The 16,293-nt window shown below is 60.5% G+C and carries 13 protein-coding genes and 1 tRNA gene; 4 read left to right on the top strand and 10 right to left on the bottom strand.

What is annotated here, in order from left to right; all coding sequences use genetic code 11:
• Nucleotides 1-69 precede the first annotated feature (69 nt).
• Together ACLIRY_RS16865 and ACLIRY_RS16860 are read left to right on the top strand one after the other, a co-directional pair.
• Nucleotides 70-2,466 carry an ATP-binding protein gene (locus ACLIRY_RS16865; RefSeq protein ID WP_413206584.1) on the top strand — a complete coding sequence of 799 codons (2,397 nt, stop codon included), beginning with the start codon at nucleotides 70-72 and terminating at the stop codon, nucleotides 2,464-2,466.
• 101 nt (nucleotides 2,467-2,567) lie between these two features.
• Nucleotides 2,568-3,758 (top strand): EAL domain-containing protein, encoded by a 1,191-nt coding sequence (locus tag ACLIRY_RS16860; protein WP_413206583.1) that lies wholly within the window; start codon nucleotides 2,568-2,570, stop codon nucleotides 3,756-3,758.
• Nucleotides 3,759-3,927: 169 nt separating this feature from the next.
• Here ACLIRY_RS16860 and ACLIRY_RS16855 read toward each other — a convergent pair.
• Nucleotides 3,928-4,014, bottom strand: a tRNA-Leu gene (locus ACLIRY_RS16855).
• Between the two features lie 223 nt (nucleotides 4,015-4,237).
• On the opposite strand from ACLIRY_RS16855, the gene ACLIRY_RS16850 reads away from it, so the two are divergent.
• Both ACLIRY_RS16850 and ACLIRY_RS16845 read left to right on the top strand, forming a co-directional pair.
• A complete protein-coding gene (locus ACLIRY_RS16850; protein WP_413206582.1) occupies nucleotides 4,238-5,104 on the top strand; it encodes a tetratricopeptide repeat protein in 867 nt (288 codons plus the stop codon).
• 289 nt (nucleotides 5,105-5,393) lie between these two features.
• Nucleotides 5,394-7,700, top strand: a complete 2,307-nt coding sequence (locus tag ACLIRY_RS16845) for a PAS domain S-box protein (RefSeq protein ID WP_413206581.1) — start codon at nucleotides 5,394-5,396, stop codon at nucleotides 7,698-7,700.
• 446 nt (nucleotides 7,701-8,146) lie between these two features.
• Here the strand turns inward: ACLIRY_RS16845 and ccmI are convergent, their stop codons facing one another.
• From ccmI to ccmA, 9 genes are all read right to left on the bottom strand, one after another.
• Entirely contained in the window at nucleotides 8,147-9,625 is a 1,479-nt protein-coding gene (gene ccmI, locus ACLIRY_RS16840; protein WP_413206580.1) for a c-type cytochrome biogenesis protein CcmI, read from the bottom strand.
• The gene (locus ACLIRY_RS16835; protein WP_413206579.1) at nucleotides 9,622-10,215 is read right to left on the bottom strand and encodes a cytochrome c-type biogenesis protein; all 594 of its coding nucleotides are present in this window, start codon (nucleotides 10,213-10,215) and stop codon (nucleotides 9,622-9,624) included. The genes ccmI and ACLIRY_RS16835 overlap by 4 nt, the downstream gene beginning before the upstream one ends.
• Nucleotides 10,212-10,832: a DsbE family thiol:disulfide interchange protein gene (locus ACLIRY_RS16830; protein ID WP_413206578.1), complete on the bottom strand. Its 621-nt coding sequence runs from the start codon at nucleotides 10,830-10,832 to the stop codon at nucleotides 10,212-10,214. The genes ACLIRY_RS16835 and ACLIRY_RS16830 overlap by 4 nt, the downstream gene beginning before the upstream one ends.
• 19 nt (nucleotides 10,833-10,851) lie before the next feature.
• Nucleotides 10,852-12,867 (bottom strand): heme lyase CcmF/NrfE family subunit, encoded by a 2,016-nt coding sequence (locus ACLIRY_RS16825; RefSeq protein ID WP_413206577.1) that lies wholly within the window; start codon nucleotides 12,865-12,867, stop codon nucleotides 10,852-10,854.
• Between the two features lie 52 nt (nucleotides 12,868-12,919).
• Complete coding sequence (ccmE, locus tag ACLIRY_RS16820) at nucleotides 12,920-13,378, bottom strand: cytochrome c maturation protein CcmE (protein ID WP_413206576.1); 459 nt, start codon at nucleotides 13,376-13,378, stop codon at nucleotides 12,920-12,922.
• A 142-nt stretch (nucleotides 13,379-13,520) separates the two neighbouring features.
• Nucleotides 13,521-13,697, bottom strand: a complete 177-nt coding sequence (gene ccmD / locus ACLIRY_RS16815; protein ID WP_413206575.1) for a heme exporter protein CcmD — start codon at nucleotides 13,695-13,697, stop codon at nucleotides 13,521-13,523.
• On the bottom strand, nucleotides 13,694-14,413 hold the full coding sequence (locus ACLIRY_RS16810) for a heme ABC transporter permease (RefSeq protein WP_413206574.1): 720 nt from the start codon (nucleotides 14,411-14,413) through the stop codon (nucleotides 13,694-13,696). The genes ccmD and ACLIRY_RS16810 overlap by 4 nt, the downstream gene beginning before the upstream one ends.
• A gap of 290 nt (nucleotides 14,414-14,703) precedes the next feature.
• Nucleotides 14,704-15,369: a heme exporter protein CcmB gene (gene ccmB / locus ACLIRY_RS16805; RefSeq protein WP_413206573.1), complete on the bottom strand. Its 666-nt coding sequence runs from the start codon at nucleotides 15,367-15,369 to the stop codon at nucleotides 14,704-14,706.
• The gene (ccmA, locus tag ACLIRY_RS16800; RefSeq protein ID WP_413206572.1) at nucleotides 15,366-16,106 is read right to left on the bottom strand and encodes a heme ABC exporter ATP-binding protein CcmA; all 741 of its coding nucleotides are present in this window, start codon (nucleotides 16,104-16,106) and stop codon (nucleotides 15,366-15,368) included. Before ccmA ends, ccmB begins: the two co-directional genes overlap by 4 nt.
• Nucleotides 16,107-16,293 lie beyond the last annotated feature (187 nt).

Genomic DNA, 16,293 nt, shown 5'->3' with positions numbered 1-16,293 from the left:
TGGATCTCATCTTCTGGATAGGAGCATGGAGAATACCCCTGTTTAGGGGTAAGGTTAAGTATGGATAGAGTGGAAATCGTCCTTTTGGCCGAGATACTAAATGGTCTGTCTACACCTGTCTGGGTCTACGACCTGGACCGGGCAAGGATCCTATGGGCCAATAGGGTGGCTTTGGACCTGTGGAACGCCGATGGGCTGGAGGGGTTGGCGCGTCGGAACATGGCTCCCAGCTCTCCGACCCATTTAGAGCGGTTGGCAAATTATCGAATCCAATTTGCCAAGGGTGAAGAGGTGATCGATGTCTGGACGCTTTATCCACGGGATACTCCGGTAACTCTTCGATGCCGGTTCTGGGGGATGACTTGGCAGGGGAATGCAGCCATGGGCGTGGAAATTCTGTCCCGCATCGATGGCTTGCCTTTGGCCTCCTTGGACGGATCGGCTGAACCTGCGGATCCCGACGCGGGCGGCGAGGCATCTTGGAGCACCTTGCTGCGGGGCGTTGAGTTGGGGAGGGGCACGCCCCTGGCTGTTTCCCTCGTCCTCGCCGATGGAACTGTGGTCGCCCAGAATGTGGCCGCCGACCGGGTTTTCGGGCGAAACAGTGGAACAGGGACGCAGGGTGGGGCTTGGACCTTTTTCGATCGATTCGTCGATGGTGCTTCTGCTGTGGTGCTGCTGGACGACGTTCTAAAGCGGGGAGATGTGGAGCCCCGGGTGGCGGCGATGAATACCCGGTCCGGAACCACATTCAGTGAAGTGGGCGGGAGGCGGTCGCGTGATCCTGTGACCGGGGCCCCTGCGGTGCTGGTTTATGCCATGGATGTGACCGAACGTCTGATTCGCGAGGACGCCCTGCGGGAGAGTGAGGCCGAACAGCAGCGTTTGACAGCCGATCTGAAGGAGGCCAGGGATGTGGCTGAGCGCGCCAATGCGGCGAAATCTGACTTTCTCGCCATGATGAGTCATGAGATTCGTACACCCATGAATGGAATTCTCGGCCTATCAGAGCAAATGCTCGATACGGAGCTGTCTGACAGCCAACGTCAAGCTTTGGGCTCCATAAAAGGGTCGTCTGAGGCCTTGTTGGCTGTGATCAACGATATTCTCGATTTTTCGCGCATGGAAGCGGGACGATTGACCTTGGAAGTTGTTCCTTTCAACTTGGTGGAAGCCTGTGTCGCGGTTTTGGATCTCTTGCGCCCCTCCGCTGAGGAGAAGGCGCTGGTCCTGGACCACATTTTTGATCCAGCGCCAAGACGCATGGTGCTCGGCGATCCCGGTCGATTGCGACAGGTCTTGCTGAACATCCTGGGCAACGCGATCAAATTTACGGACGAGGGATCGGTAAACTTGTTGGTCACCCGGGGGGACCTGCCCGATGAAGTCGTCTTTGTTGTCCGGGATACCGGTGCGGGTATCGCTTCGGAGGCGCTGCCCCGTTTGTTTGAACGCTTTACCCAGGCCGATGTGTCGATTGTTCGTCGCTTCGGAGGCTCAGGGCTGGGGCTGACCATTTCCCGGCGGTTGGTGAGCATGATGGGGGGAACGGTTACCGCGGAAAGCACTTTGGGAGAAGGGTCCGTTTTCACCATTCGTGTCCGCCTGCCTGAGGTGGAGGAAAGTCAGGTTCTTCTCCATGCCATACAGGAATCCCGCAAGCTGCTTCCGCCGCGTTTGCCCAATGGCCGCCCTATTCATTTGCTTGTGGCAGAGGATAACGCGATCAATCAGCAGGTTCTAAAAGGCTTTCTAGAGCCCCACGGGGTTTATGTTGACGTGGCTGGGAATGGGGTCGAGGCATGGACCATGGCCGAAACCAAACTATATGACATCATTCTGATGGACATGCGGATGCCGGAAATGGATGGTGTTACCGCGACGGAACATATCCGGTCGGGCAAGGGGAAATCCCGTTCGGCTCCCATTGTAGCCGTCACAGCGAATGCCTATGCGGAAGACCAGGAGCGGTGTTTGAGCGCTGGAATGAACGCCTTCTTGTCTAAACCGCTTCGGCGGGAGGCCCTGTTTCAAGTAATGCACGGGCTTTTGGCGGGAGAGGAGACGCCTTCCGGGAACGCGGAGGTATCGAAGGAAATCGATTTGGAAAAGGGAAGACTGATGATCGCCGTCGATGAAGCCCATTTACAGGAATTGGAAGAGGACCTTGGGATCGATGTCATGGCGGCCATGGCCCATCAGTTCTCTGAGGCAGCAGAGGGGCGGCTGAGCGTGCTGTCCGACGCCCTCGCGCAGGGCAAGGTTGCCGAGGCGGGACGGGAGGCGCACAGTCTGAAAGGGGTTTCTGCGACTTTGGGCTTGAGTGCCGTTCGGGACTTGGCGACGGAGTTGGACGCGACCTGCAAGGAAGGGAATCTGGATGCGGCTCGCGTGTTGGCCGAATCCCTGGCGCCTACCATGACGGAGACCCTCGCCTATTTGTCGGACCGATATAGAACCGTGTAATTGGTATGATCTTTGCGTGCAGTTGTGAGGAAAATGTGATTTTGACGCTGTAAATGGAAAAAGCGACGGGATAGTGTCCCGCGCGATAAGGATCGTTAGAGATGAGTAGTTTCAATCCGGTTGCATTGTTAATCGATGACGATGCCGAGATCCGGGGGTTCATTAAAGCGATTGTCACCCCTCTTAATTTCGATGCGGAGGAATTGTCGGGATTTGGCGCCCTGCGAGACCGGGGGTCGCTCTCGGACGTGGATATCATCTTCCTTGATCTGTCCCTGGATGACGGCGACGGTGTTGAAGTGTTGCGTTGGCTTGCCGAAGAGGGCTGCAAGGCGGGTGTAGCGCTCGTTTCCAGCTTTGATGAACGCCTGTTGGGAACAGCGTTGAAGGTGGGGCAGTCCTACGGTCTCACGATGCTGGGAGGCTTGCGTAAGCCGGTCAAACCCAGGGAGGTGCGCGACCTGATCGCCAATCGTCCTGCCATGGAACGGGATGTCGATGCCGATGAATTGGCCCGGGGCATCGAGGCCAAGGAGTTGGTTTTCTATTACCAACCCAAGGTGGACATCGACTCGGGGCGGGTGACAAGCGCCGAGGCCCTGGTTCGGTGGAACCATGCCCGTCGCGGGGTGGTTTTTCCGGATAACTTCATCGGTTTGGCCGAAAGCAGTGGCTTGATGCCACCCATGACGGATCTGCTGTTGGATCAAGCTCTGGTGGACAGGATGACCTGGGGAAAGGAAGGGTTTACCCCAAGCGTAGCGGTAAACCTTTCTGCTTCTGCGTTGGTGGATTTGGATTTTCCCAACCGGATTGGGGATAAGCTGCGAAAATACGGGGTCCCTGCCGACGCCGTGATCCTGGAAGTGACCGAGGCTACGGCAATGCGTGATACCAGGACCAGCATGGATGTTTTGACGCGTTTGCGGATCAAGGGGTGCGGCGTGTCCATTGATGATTTCGGGACGGGGTATTCGTCGCTGGCGGAATTACACCGTTTGCCCTTCTCCGAATTGAAAATCGACCGATCTTTTGTCATGGGGATTCATCAGGATCGGGATTCCCGAGTGATCGTTGATGCGATCATAAAGATGGCCCATGCCTTGGATTTGAAGGTCGTCGCCGAAGGCGTGGAGACAGAGGAGCATTTGCGGATCCTCGGTGAATTGGGATGTGACATCGCGCAGGGCTACCTTTTTAGCCGACCTGTACCCCTGGATAAATTTATTACCTTTTTGAGGGGCCACGACAGCGAAGCTGTCCATAAAACAGACCAGCGAAGCGGTCCATAAAACAGACCAGCGAAGCGGTCCATAAAACAGACTGGACCTGAAAGGCCGACGATGCCCGGGCCTGAAGGCCAGAGGTGAACGACGGTGACCATCGCTTGGGGATAAGAGTCTGTTTTCGGAAACAGGAAAGGTTCGGAAATTCAGGTCCCGTCTGACCAGGACCTGAAGGTGGTGCCCCCGGGGAGACTCGAACTCCCACTCCCGTAAGGGAAACAGATTTTGAGTCTGCCGCGTCTACCGATTCCGCCACAGGGGCACCGCAGCCTTCCGGCGCGAGGTGGCGAATATGGCGATCTCCTGGGCTTTCGTCAATTGGAAAGACGAGGGGAGAGCAATCTAATTCCCTTTGACGACTCGGACCGGTATGGTGACGGTATTCCGTGACATCTTCTCTGCCAGGCGTCCTCACAATGCCGTTTTTGCCGATTCTTGCCCTTACGCTTTTAATAACCTTTGCTTTTGGCCTCTATGCGAAAGCCGTGACCACCGATGACCGCTACCGACAGGCCCAGGCGGCCCTTGATGCGGGGGATCCTGGCTCGGCAGTGGCCCTTTGGCGTCCCTTGGCCGATGCCGGAGAGCGAGAGGCCATGTACCGTCTGGGGCGGGCCTATATGTATGGGGACGGGGTAAATCTGGACTACGCGGCGGCCCATCGGTGGCTTGAAGCGGCGGCAGAAGCAGGGCATGCGGCCGCCCAAAAGGAATTTGGGAAGCTCTACGACCGGGGATGGGGTGTGGAGCAGAACCTGAATAAAGCCCTGGAATGGTACCAAAAGTCTGCCGAACAGGGCTATGCGGAGGCCCAACACAACCTGGGTGCCATGGCCTATTTTGGCCTGGGACAGCCCAAGGACGTGACCCAGGCCGCCATTTGGTACCGCCGGGCAGCCAAGCAGGGTTTGGCCGTTTCCCAGTTCAGTTTGGCCGCACTTCTGCTTGAAGGGGATGGTGTTGACCGCGACCCCAAGGAAGCAGCGACATGGCTGGAAAAGGCGGTGACCGGGGGGTACGCTCCGGCCATGGTGAATTTAGCCGACCTACTTTTGTCCGGCGATGGCATCGCCCCCGATCCCGAGCGGGCTGAAGCGCTTTTGATCCGGGCTGCAGCCCAGGGGCAACCTCAGGCCCGCTTCCGGCTCGGCGTGCTGGCCTTGGCCCAGGGAGATGCCGCCAAGGCGGATCCGGTCGCGGCCCTGGTCTGGTTTACTCTGGCTGCGGATCTGGGCCATGAGGAGGCAATCAAGGCGGCGAAACGCCTGTCTGAAAGCATGTCCTCCGATAGCCGAGAGGCAGCCCGAGCCCAAGTGGCAACCTATCGACAGACACATCAGACGAGCCGGTAGCCCACGGCACTTGGTCTAATAATTGCAGTAAATTCATGCATCCTCGTGCGTAGGAAAGAGTGTTTTCGGTCAAATTGTGCTCGGAAGTCGGCGTATTTTTAGCGCTTATAGACTATTTGGTAGGTCTGTTCTTCCGTTCTATTTCCAGCATGGGTCATTAAGCGCGTCTCGGCAGCCTTTCCGGGGAGCTGCTCGTCGCAATGCGCGATGCAATTTGCAATTTTCTGTCAAATGGCAAGGGAACGGCCGGATGATGGAGTGGGCCGGATCAGGGGCCGGGAGAGGTGATGTGGTTCACATCGATATGGTGACGGTTTTGATGGCATCGGCTTTGGTGTCGATGACACTGGCTGTGGCCTTTTTGATCCTGGGAAAGGGGGGAATTCGGTCCCGTGCGCTGACCGTCTGGGGGTTGGCCCATGGCTGTTGGGGGGCGGGTATCCTTCTTCTACTGACCCGGGGTGTGCTTCCGGAGCTTGCCTCTGTCCTGATACCCAACGGCCTTCTGGTCTTAGGGCAAGGGCTGGCGTGGTGTGCCGCCAAGGTGCACAAGGAAGAACCCGCACCTTTTCTTCTGTTATTCTGCATTCTATTGGTATTTTTGGCCATTTTTACTTGGTTCACTCTCGGTGATCCGAATATTTCTGCGCGGATTGTGATCGTGCGGTTGGTTATCGCGTTTTTCGCGCTTGCAACCATATTGAGTCTTTGGCCTGAGGCCGGTGACGAGAATAGAAGCGGGCGATCCTTGGCGGCGCTGTCATTCCTTCCGCACGCCCTGCTGATGCTTCTCACTGCGGCCATGGGGGTGTTGAATTGGGACCCCTCGGCCTCCTTCATGGCGCACCCCGTGGTCGTGGTCTCCGTTGCATTGGGACTGATTACCCATCTTCTGTGGGGAGTGGGCGTTCTGGTGATGGTCTTCCAGCGCATGGCTGAGGAGCGGGCCTCTGCAGATATGGTGTTTAAGGCACTTGTGGAGCAATCCCTGGCAGGGATCTACGAAATCCGGGATGGGGTTGTGACCTATGCCAATCCGGAGATGACACGGATGTTCGGGTATGAGGCGTCCGAGGTCATCGGGGTCTCCACTTTGGCCATGCTGATCGCCCCGGAGGACCGCGAGCGCGTAGCCCGTATGTTCGAGGAGCGGGAGCAAGGTATTACCGATGTGGCGCGCTATACCTTCACGGGGCTGCGTCGAACCGGGGAACGGTTTCAAGTGGAGGTCCAGGGAACGGTGGTGCGCCGGGATTCTGACGCGACGGTGGTTATGGGTGTGGCCTTGGATGTGACCGATCGGATTGCCGCAGAGCAGGCGTTGATCACAGCGCGGGACACCTTGGAGCAAAGGGTGGCCCGGCGGACTCAGGAATTGGAGGAAGAGGCGCGGGACCATGTGGAAGTCAAAAGGCACCTTCAGGCTTTCGCCATAGCCTTTGAGCAAAGCCCCCACATGGTTCTGTTCACGGACCAAGAGGGGCGGGTGGAATACGCCAATCCACGTTTCCTCTCCGTCAGGAAGGTCTCGGAACGCAAAATTCTTGGGCGAAATATCGTGTCCTTGATTCCGGGAGAGCATGCTTTGACGGTCGCCTCTGCCATTCGCGAAATCCGTTCTTGGAGCGGCGATCTGCCCGTGGGTCCGCAAGGGCGGGATGGCTGGGTCAATGTGACGCTGACGCCGATTCACGACAGCGAAGGGGGCTGCAGGCGTTTCGTGGTTATCCAGACCGACATCACCGCGCAAAAGGACACCGAACGGGACTTGGCGCGGGCCAGGGACATGGCAGAACTCGCGAGTCGGGCCAAGTCTGAATTGCTGGCCAATATGAGCGACGAATTGAGAACCCCCTTGAACGCGATCATCGGCTTTTCCGATGCCATGGGAGAGCAACTTTTCGGTCCCTTGGGGCACGATCGCTATGGTGACTATGTCCAGGACATTAACCGGGCCGCGCAACACCTGCTCAATTTGATCAACGACATCCTTGATGTCGCGGCGCTGGAAGCCGGGCGCTTGACCCTGTGTGAGGAAGATGTCGCCTTGGCTGATGTGGTGGATAGCGCCCTGCGTTTGGTTTCTGACCGGGCCCGACAGGCGGGATTGATCCCTCGTGTGGATTTGGGCGACGCCAAGGATCGTCTGATTCGTGTCGATGCCCGGCGCATCAAACAGGTGCTTTTGAACCTGTTGACCAATGCAATCAAGTTCACTCCAGAGGGAGGGTCGGTGTCCCTGACCTGCCGGTTCCAACCAGATGGTGCCCTGATCCTGGCAGTTTCGGATACGGGTATGGGGATGAGCAAGGAGGAAATCTCCATCGCGCTCAGTCGGTTTGGCCAAGTCGATATCTCCCTCTCCGGTCGCCACGAGGGAACGGGTCTGGGCCTGCCGCTTGCCCAGGATCTGGCTTTGATCCACGGTGCCACGCTTGACGTGGAGAGTGAGCCTGGGATGGGGACCACGGTGTCCTTCACCCTACCATCCTACAGAATCCTGGATGACGATCAAACGAGCGACGGGAAAGGCGCCTTAGGTCACGATGAAATGAGGTCTGATCGACCGAATTTCATTGCGAAAAATCTCACTTAAACAGAAGTCTAGAGTGCCTTCCGATTCAATCTCATAGGCCACGACGGTGTCTCGTCTTTTTTGGGCGATTACCCAAACCCATTTGTGGGCAAATGCCCCCTCCCCTCCCCTTTTTCTTTCAAGAATAAGTGCCCGGGGTCTGGGGCCTTTCGGCCCCGGTGGGGAACGGAGCAAAGTCCCGTGACGGGATGTCGTGTACCCTGCTCTAGAGTGAAACGGGATCAGCTTGAGTCAAGCTGATCCCGTTTCACTCTCCTTCTATAAGTTTTATACCAAGGTGCGGTGAGTTTGCCTCACCGCACCTTGGAAGCGGCCAAGTGGCCGCCGCGCCTTATGGCGCGTAAAAGCCCGCCTGGCATTTGAACGCAAGAAAAGCGGCGTGGGTTTCAACCCGCGCCGCTTGGTATTAGAGTATTCGGGATGGGGCGTCGGTCGGTCTGCTTTCGTCACTTGGGCAGGGCGTCCAGGCGCCGTTGGATCTGGTCCCGCAGGGGACCCTCTTCAGGAAGCTGTTTCAGCATCTTTCCCCACAAGGCCCGAGCCTTGTCCGCGTCGCCGGTGTTCGCCGCACGCAGGCCCACGAAGAATTGGGCCTCCATGTCGTTGGGCTCGGCGGCAAGGATGGCATCCATCAGCGGGTAGACCGCGTCTGGCGGTGCGCTCGCCCCGTCGAGCTGGGATTGGGCGATCAGGGAGCGGGCCTGGAGGCGCTTGGGTGTTATGTCGTCGGGGCGCAGGGCTGCGGCCTTGGCATAGGCTTCTGCGGACTCCCCTGGGCGACCCAGGTTGGCGAGGCTACGGCCCAACATCATCCAGCCGTCGAAGTCCTCGGTTTCGGTTTTTAGACGGTCCTGGAGGCCCGCGACCATATTGGTGATCATGGCCTTCTCGTCTTCCGTGAAGCCCTGCCCGGGCGCACGTTTTGCATCGGCTTCAGCCCTCATGGCCGCTCCCGGAGAGGTGTCTTGGCCAGGGGCTGCCTGGGCCATGGCTGCCGTATCGGCGGTCCAGCTGTCCGCAGGGAAGGCGGTGGGCGGGGCGGGCTTGATGGAGATCGGGGGAATCCCGGCCTCCATGGCCACGTCGCGGATCTGGCCGTTTAACATCTCCGCCCAGGGTGCGTCTGGGGGGGTGTCGTTTTTCAAGTCGCGCCAGATGGCGAGTGCACCCGACGGATCGCCCAGTTGCAGGCGCTCCAGACCCAGGAAGAACCGGGCACGGGGGTCGCCTGGGTCGAGGGTGAGAACCCGCATGAAGATCGCATGGGCCTCTCCCGCAATCTCCCCATCTGCTGCGCTGACCAGGAATTGACCATATTCGGCCTGGACGGCGGGGTCATTGGGTGCGGCTTTGACCGCTTCGGTCATCAGGCTACGGGCTTCGTCGGTCTTGCCAATCTGGAGCAGCAGTCGGGCAAGACTCACGCGGGTGTCGAGGGAGGTGGGGTCCTTCTCCAATTGGCCGCGCAGCTCGGCCACACGCTTATTGGCCTCTTCCAGGGCGGCGTGCCGCTGGGCTTCCATGTCTGCCATGCGCTGGGCGAAGGGATGGTCGGGCATGCCGGGATTACCGACGCCCAAGTAAAGGGCGACGGAGGCCAAGGGGATGAGCAGGATCAGGGAGGTGACCACGGTCCGCGCGGTCTTGGGAACCGTCACGGAGGCATCCTGGGGTTCGCCTTCCTTCTCGCCCCGGCTGGCTGCGGCGAGGACCCGGCGTTGCACCTCCAGTTTTGCGGCGCCTGCCTGATCGGCGGTGAGCACACCGCGTTCCAGGTCCTGGTCGATTTCAGAAAGCTGGTCCTTGTAGACGGCGATATCGTAATCGGCCCGACGGGCCGCTTTCGCATGGGACTTCATCAGGGGACGCGCGAGTAATCCCGCAGTGGCGAGGGCCAGCGCGATGGCGATCAGCCAGAAAATCATGCCTTGGAGTCCCTGTTTCCGTCGATATCCGTTTTTTGGTCCTCGTCCTGGCCCCTGTCCTGTTCAGTGGAGTCCACCAGAAGATCCTCAAGGTGCCGCCGTTCTTCGGCTGAAAGGTCGGATCCCGCGGCGCCCGGGAGTGGTGCCGCTGATGTGGCTCGGCTCCGATAGAAGGAGCGCACGCCAATGCCGCCCAGGATCAAGATCAGGAAAGGGCCGAACCACAGCAGATAGGTGCTGGCCTTGAAAGGGGGATCCATCAGGACATAATCGCCGTAGCGATCAACCATATACTGAATGACCTCTTCGTTGGTTTTGCCGGCCACCAGCAATTCCCGGACGCGGATGCGCATGTCCCGGGCCAGCTCGGCATTGGAGCCGTCGATGTTCTCGCTTTGGCAAACCACGCAGCGCAGGCCCGCGCTGATTTCCCTTGCGCGGGCTTCCAGCACGGGGTCGCTTAGTTGTTCGTCTGGCAGGACGGCACCCGCCGGGCTGACCAGAGCCACCCAGAACAGGGCACAGGCCAAAGCAAAGGGGGCCAAAGCAAAGGAGGCCAGAGCAAGGGAAGCCAGGGGGCGGCGGATCATGGGGTGCCTTTCCGCAGGTCGGCGATCAGGGGCTTGAGCTTCTCGGTCCAGGCCTGGGGCGTAATGGGACCGATGTATTTGTAGCGGACGATGCCCTGGGCATCGACGACGAAGGTCTCCGGTGCGCCGGTCACCCCCAGGTCGATGGCGAGTTTGCTGTCGGGGTCCAGGCCCACCCGGTCATAGGGGTCGCCATGCTTGCGCAGCCAAGCCAAACCATCCCGGGGGTTTTTCTCCCGCCAGTCAACGCCGTGGATTTTCACGAAGCCTTCCTGGGAGATGGCGCGCAGGACCGGATGTTCCTGCAAACAGGCCACGCACCAGGAGCCGAAGATGTTGACCAGGGTCACATCGCCCTTCACGTCTTCGCTGGTGAGGGGCTTCCCCCGCTCCGGTAGGGCGTCGAGGGAGAATTCGGGCAGGGGCCGATTGATCAATTCTGAGGGCAGGATGCGTGGATCGTTGCCCAGACCCATGGCGAACAGCACGGCAAGCACAGCCAGGACCGCCAAGGGCAGGAAATAGAACCAGCGGCGGCTGGCCTGGGGCACATGGGTGTTGGGCAGACCATCACTGCTTTCCGGCGTGGGGCCGTCCTGGGTTTCCGTCGTATCCATGGGAAGAAGGCTCCAGAGTCTATTCGGCGGGCGCCGGGGTGGTCGTGGTGTGTGAGGAGCGACCCTTCGCGTTTCGGACGCGGGGGGCTCCGATCCGATGGCGCCGGTCCGCCAGCGAGGCGAGACCACCCAAACCCATCATCAGGGCGCCATACCACAGGAAGGGAACGACGGGTTCGTAATAGAACCGGGTGACATAGCCCCCATCCTCCGTGGGATCGCCGACCACGGCGTAATAGTCGCTCACGCCGTTGCTGTGGATGGCCGCTTCCGTTGTCGGCATGGGCGGGGTCTGGTAGGTGCGCTTTTCCGGGAACAGGGTGGTGATCTCCTCCCCATTCTTGGAAAGGCGCATGGTGCCCTGGATGGCCGTGTAGTTGGGGCCTTGGACTTCCTCGGCCCCCATGAAGGTGAAAGTGTGCCCGGCGATCTCGCGGCTCTCCCCCGGTTTCATGGACTGGACGATTTCCTGCTTCCAGGCGATGTTGCCCACGGCGCCAACGGCCACGACGGCAACACCCAGGTGGGCCAGGGTCATGCCCCAGGCCGACCGGGGCAGGTTGATCAGTCGCCGGGCCGATTCGCGGAAGGGGACATGGAACAGGCGGATCCGCTCGGACAGTTCCACCAGGGTTCCGGCAAACAACCAGGCGGCCACACCTAGGCCGAAGGCCGCGCCCAATTGATCCAGCCCGCCCCCCGTGACCATGAAGGTCACGGCGAAGACGCCAATCGAGACGCCAAGGGCTACCCAAAGCCGGTTGAGAGCGCCTTTGAGATCCGCCCGCTTCCAGGCGAGCAGGGGGCCGATGGCCATCAGAAGCATGGTCGGCACCATCAACGGGACGAAGACTGAATTGAAGAAGGGCGCGCCGACGGTGACCTTGCCCAGGTCCAGGGAGTCGGCAATCAAGGGATAAAGGGTGCCCAACAGGACCGTGGCCGAGGCCGTGGCCATCAACAGGTTGTTGATCAGCAGCCCGCCCTCCCGGGAAATGGGGGCGAAGAGTCCGCCGCCCTTCAGGATGGGTGCGCGGATGGCAAACAGGGTGAAAGACCCCCCCACGGTGACCAGCAGCAGACCCAGGATGAACAGACCCCGGGTGGGATCGCTGGCGAAGGCATGAACCGAGGTGATCACACCCGAGCGCACCAGGAAGGTGCCCAACAGGGAGAGGGAGAAGGTGATGATGGCCAGCAGGATGGTCCAGGCCTTCAGGCTGTCCCGTTTCTCCACCACAATGGCCGAATGGAGCAAGGCCGTGCCCGAGAGCCAGGGGATAAAGCTGGCGTTTTCCACGGGATCCCAGAACCACCAGCCGCCCCAGCCCAGTTCGTAATAGGCCCACCAGCTGCCGAGCGCGATGCCGAAGGTCAGGAAGATCCAGGCCACCAGCGTCCAGGGACGCACCCAGCGGGCCCAGGCGGCGTCCACCCGACCCTCGATCAGGGCGGCGATGGCGAAGGAAAACGCCATGGAAAAGCCCACGTAACCCGCATAGAGCATGGGCGGGTGGAAGGCCAGACCCGGATCCTGCAGCAAGGGGTTGAGGCCCCGACCGTTCAGGGGGATGGACCCGTCCGGGATACGGTCGAAGGGGTTGGAGGTGAACAGGATGAACAGCAGGAAGCCGGTGATGATCAGGGCCTGGACCGACAGGGTCCGCGCCCGCAGGGAGGGCGGCAGGTTGCCCCCCACCAGCCCGACGGCCAGCCCGAAACCCGAGAGGATCAGGATCCACAGCAGCAGGGAGCCCTCGTGGCTCCCCCAGACACCGGAGATCTTGTAGAGCATCGGCTTGTCGGTGTGACTGTTCTGGAAGACGTTCATCACAGAAAAGTCGCTGACGACGAAGGCATGCATCAGGGCCAGGAAGGCCAGGGCGATCAGGGTAAACAGCACCGCAGAGGCCGGGCGGGCCAAGCCCATCCAGGCGGCATCGCCCCGGTGGGCACCCACCATCGGCACAATGGCCTGGGTCAGGGCGACGAACAGCGCCAGGACCAGGCAGAAATGTCCAAGTTCGGCGATCATAGCGGGGCGTCCTTGAGTCCGGAAAAAGGGAGAATGCGTCGCAGGGATGGCCCTATTGGGCGCCGGTCATGCCCTTGGGCGGACCGTCCTTCCATTGACCGCTGGCCTTCAGGGCCTCGGCCACTTCGGGAGGCATGTATTTTTCGTCATGCTTGGCCAGAACGTTGGAGGCCTGGAAGGTGCCATCGGATTCCAAGGCCCCTTCGGCAACCACGCCTTGCCCCTCGCGAAACAGGTCAGGCAGGATACCGGTGAAGGTCACGGGAACACTGTTGACCAGATCCGTAACCACAAAGTCCACGGTTTTGCCGTTGCGCACGACGCTGCCTTCTTCCACCAAACCACCGACGCGGAACCGGCGGCCTTCCTCGACCCCCTTTTCCTTGATGTCGGAGGGGCTGTAGAAAAAGACGAGGTTGTCCTGAAAGGCGGTCAGGGTCAGGGCTGCCGCTGCGGCGAGCGCCAGCATGCCTAAAACCACGAAATAGAGACGGCGTTTCTTGCGGGTCACCCTGTGTCCTCCCGTAACCGGAGGTCCCCTCCCGGGTCCCCCCTGACTGTTTCTGCGCGACCGCTGGCTTCCGGTTTATCCCATAAGTTGGGGCAAAAATGGGGCAGGAACCACCCGCGCGCGCCGTACTGTCGCTTGCGTATCACTCCGAGGAGTCGGTGCGGCCCCGACGCAGGGATCGCAATTGCTCCAGCCGCCTGAGATTTCGTCTGCGCTCGGCCAAGGTCTGGACGAGTAGACCGACCAGAATGAAGGCGGTCAGCGCAAAGGAGGGCCAGACATAGGCCCCATAGCCCCCCATCGATAGAAAATCGCTCATGCCCGGGACTCCAGTCCACTCAAAGCACGGATCTTGGCAGCGGCGATCCCGCTTTCCATGCGCAACAGGATGAGGGTGGCAAAGTAGAACTGGAAGGAGAGAGCCATCAAGATCAGGGGCCACAGGATCGCTGGATCGATCGCCGGCCCCCCCATTTTCATCACGCTGGCAGGCTGATGCAGGGTATTCCACCAATCCACGGAAAACTTGATGATGGGCACGTTGACAGCCCCCACAAGGCAGAGGATGGCTGCGGCCCGGTTGCCCCGGGTGACGTCGTCGAACGCATTGGCCAGGGCCATATAGCCAAGATACAGGAAGAACAGCACCAGCATGGAGGTCAGGCGGGCGTCCCAGACCCACCAGGTGCCCCACATGGGCTTGCCCCAGAGGGATCCGGTGACGAGACAGAGCAGGGTGAAGCCCGCGCCGATCGGCGCCGCCGCCCGGGCGGCGAGGTCGGCCAGGGGATGTTTCCAAATCAGAGCCACGGCCGAGGCGCAGGCCATGAAGGTATAGGCGAACATGCCCAGCCAGGCTGCGGGAACATGGACATACATGATGCGGACCGTCTCGCCCTGCTGGTAGTCCGGCGGGGAGAAAACCAAACCCCACCCCAGGCCTGCGATCAGCAGGATGACGGTCAATCCGGCGCACCAGGGCACCAGGATCTTGCTCAGGCGGAGAAAGCGCGTAGGGTTGGCGTATTTGTGCATGAGTGGACTCGTTTCATCCTTCGGCTCGCCCTACCGCTCTGGCGCGGATAGGAGCCTCTAATATGAGCGCGGCCACCATAGCCAATGGCTTTCGCCGTTTCTAGAGTATTCCGAGATCAAGTTGGGTCGCTTTGCGACCAAACTTGATCTCGAAGATACTCTAAAATCTATATAATTAGAGGGAAACGGGGCCAGCTTGACTCAAGCTGATCCCGTTTCCCTCTAGCCCCGTCCCGTTTTCGTTGTCGTGATCGGTACGGGGAGAGGTGTTTCCGTCCGCTCAGGATCCCCTATTCCAGAGCTTGGCGAAGGGCCAGCGCCGTGGCTGGGGGGCAAATGACCAGGGCGACGAGCAGGATGGCGGCCAGGACCTTCAATTGGGCGTCGTAGGCGAAGCCCATGACCGCAGCATCCACAGCGGAGACGCCAAAGATCAGCACGGGAACATAGAGAGGTAGGATCAACAGGGACACCAGAACGCCACCCCGTCGTGCCCCCAAGACGAGGGCCGCACCGACGCCCCCCACCAGGCTGAGGGTCGGCGTTCCCAGCGCCATGGCGGCCAATAGAATTCCGAAACCGTCCCCATGCATCTGCATCAGGACCGCCAGAAGGGGGGCCGCAGCCATCAGGGGCAGGGCAGAGGTCAGCCAGTGGGCCGCCACCTTGGCGGCCACCACCAGGGACAGGGAGGCGGGAGCTCGGGTGAGAAGGTCCAGGCTCCCGTCCTCGTAATCCTGTTGGAACAGGCGGTCCAGGGAGAGCATGGAGGCAAGCAGGGCAGTCACCCAAAGGACACCTGCGGCGATGCGCTCCAGGATCGCGGCTTCCGGCCCCACACCGAAGGGAAACAGGACGACGGTCACGACGAAGAAGGCCACGACCATCAGGCTGTCGGTTCCTTGCCGCAGGGCCAGTCGCAATTCCCGCGCAAGAATAGCAAAAAAGACACTCATGCCGACGCGTCTTTCATGGCCAGTGCATCTTTTATGGACGGTTCGTCTTCCAGGAAGAGACCGCCATGGCGGTCGGGATCCGGAGCAAAGCTGTCCAGAGTCAAAAGTTTGGCGTCGGGCAGGACCACATCCTGGTGGGTGGAGAGGATCACCATGCCGCCACGGCTGCGGTGCTCGGCCATCAGGGCTTCCAGAATGGCGATGGATTGCTTGTCCAGGGCCGTCGTCGGTTCGTCGAGCAGCCAAAGGGGGGCAGGCGCTGCCAGCAGGCGGGCGAGATTCGTGCGCCGCTTCTGCCCTGCTGAGAGCATGCGTCCCGGCACACCGGACAAGGCCGTCAGGCCAAAGGCCTCAAGGGCCTTGTCCACCTGCGTCTCTCCGGCGCCATAAAGGCGCGCCCAGAAGGCGACGTTCTCGCGCAGGGAGAGGACCGGTTTGATGGCGTCCTGGTGGCCCAGGTAGCGGGTTCGGGCGCCGTGGGTCTCGGGGTTCTTGTCCACCGGTTCGCCATTCCAGGTCAGCCGTCCCATTGCCGGATGCAGCAAGAGGGCAAGGAGGCGCAGGAGGGAGGACTTGCCAGACCCATTGGGTCCCAGCAAAAGCAAGGCATCCCCTGGACCGATGTCGAAGGACAACTCGGCAAAGACCACCCGCTCTCCGCGGATGCAGAGCAAATCCCGCCCGGAAAAGGGGGCGGAGCTCAAGGATGGCTTGGAGATAGGGGTAGTTTCAATCATCACCGCTCCCGTTTACCCTAGGTGAAGGCCGGGGGAAACCGTTTTTGAACGGGAGGCGAGAAAGGGAAGGGAGAACGAAACAGCGGCTGGCGCTCCGGGGGTGATGGAGGGAATGGAAGGCGCCAGCCGCTCGCGCTTTCGTTGATGCGCGAAGGACGGAGCCACCCGGGGGCACTTGGGCGGACCG

The organism is Rhodospirillum sp. A1_3_36, from assembly GCF_047263945.1.
Taxonomy (GTDB): domain Bacteria; phylum Pseudomonadota; class Alphaproteobacteria; order Rhodospirillales; family Rhodospirillaceae; genus Rhodospirillum.
This window is presented reverse-complemented; position numbering and strand designations above follow the sequence as displayed.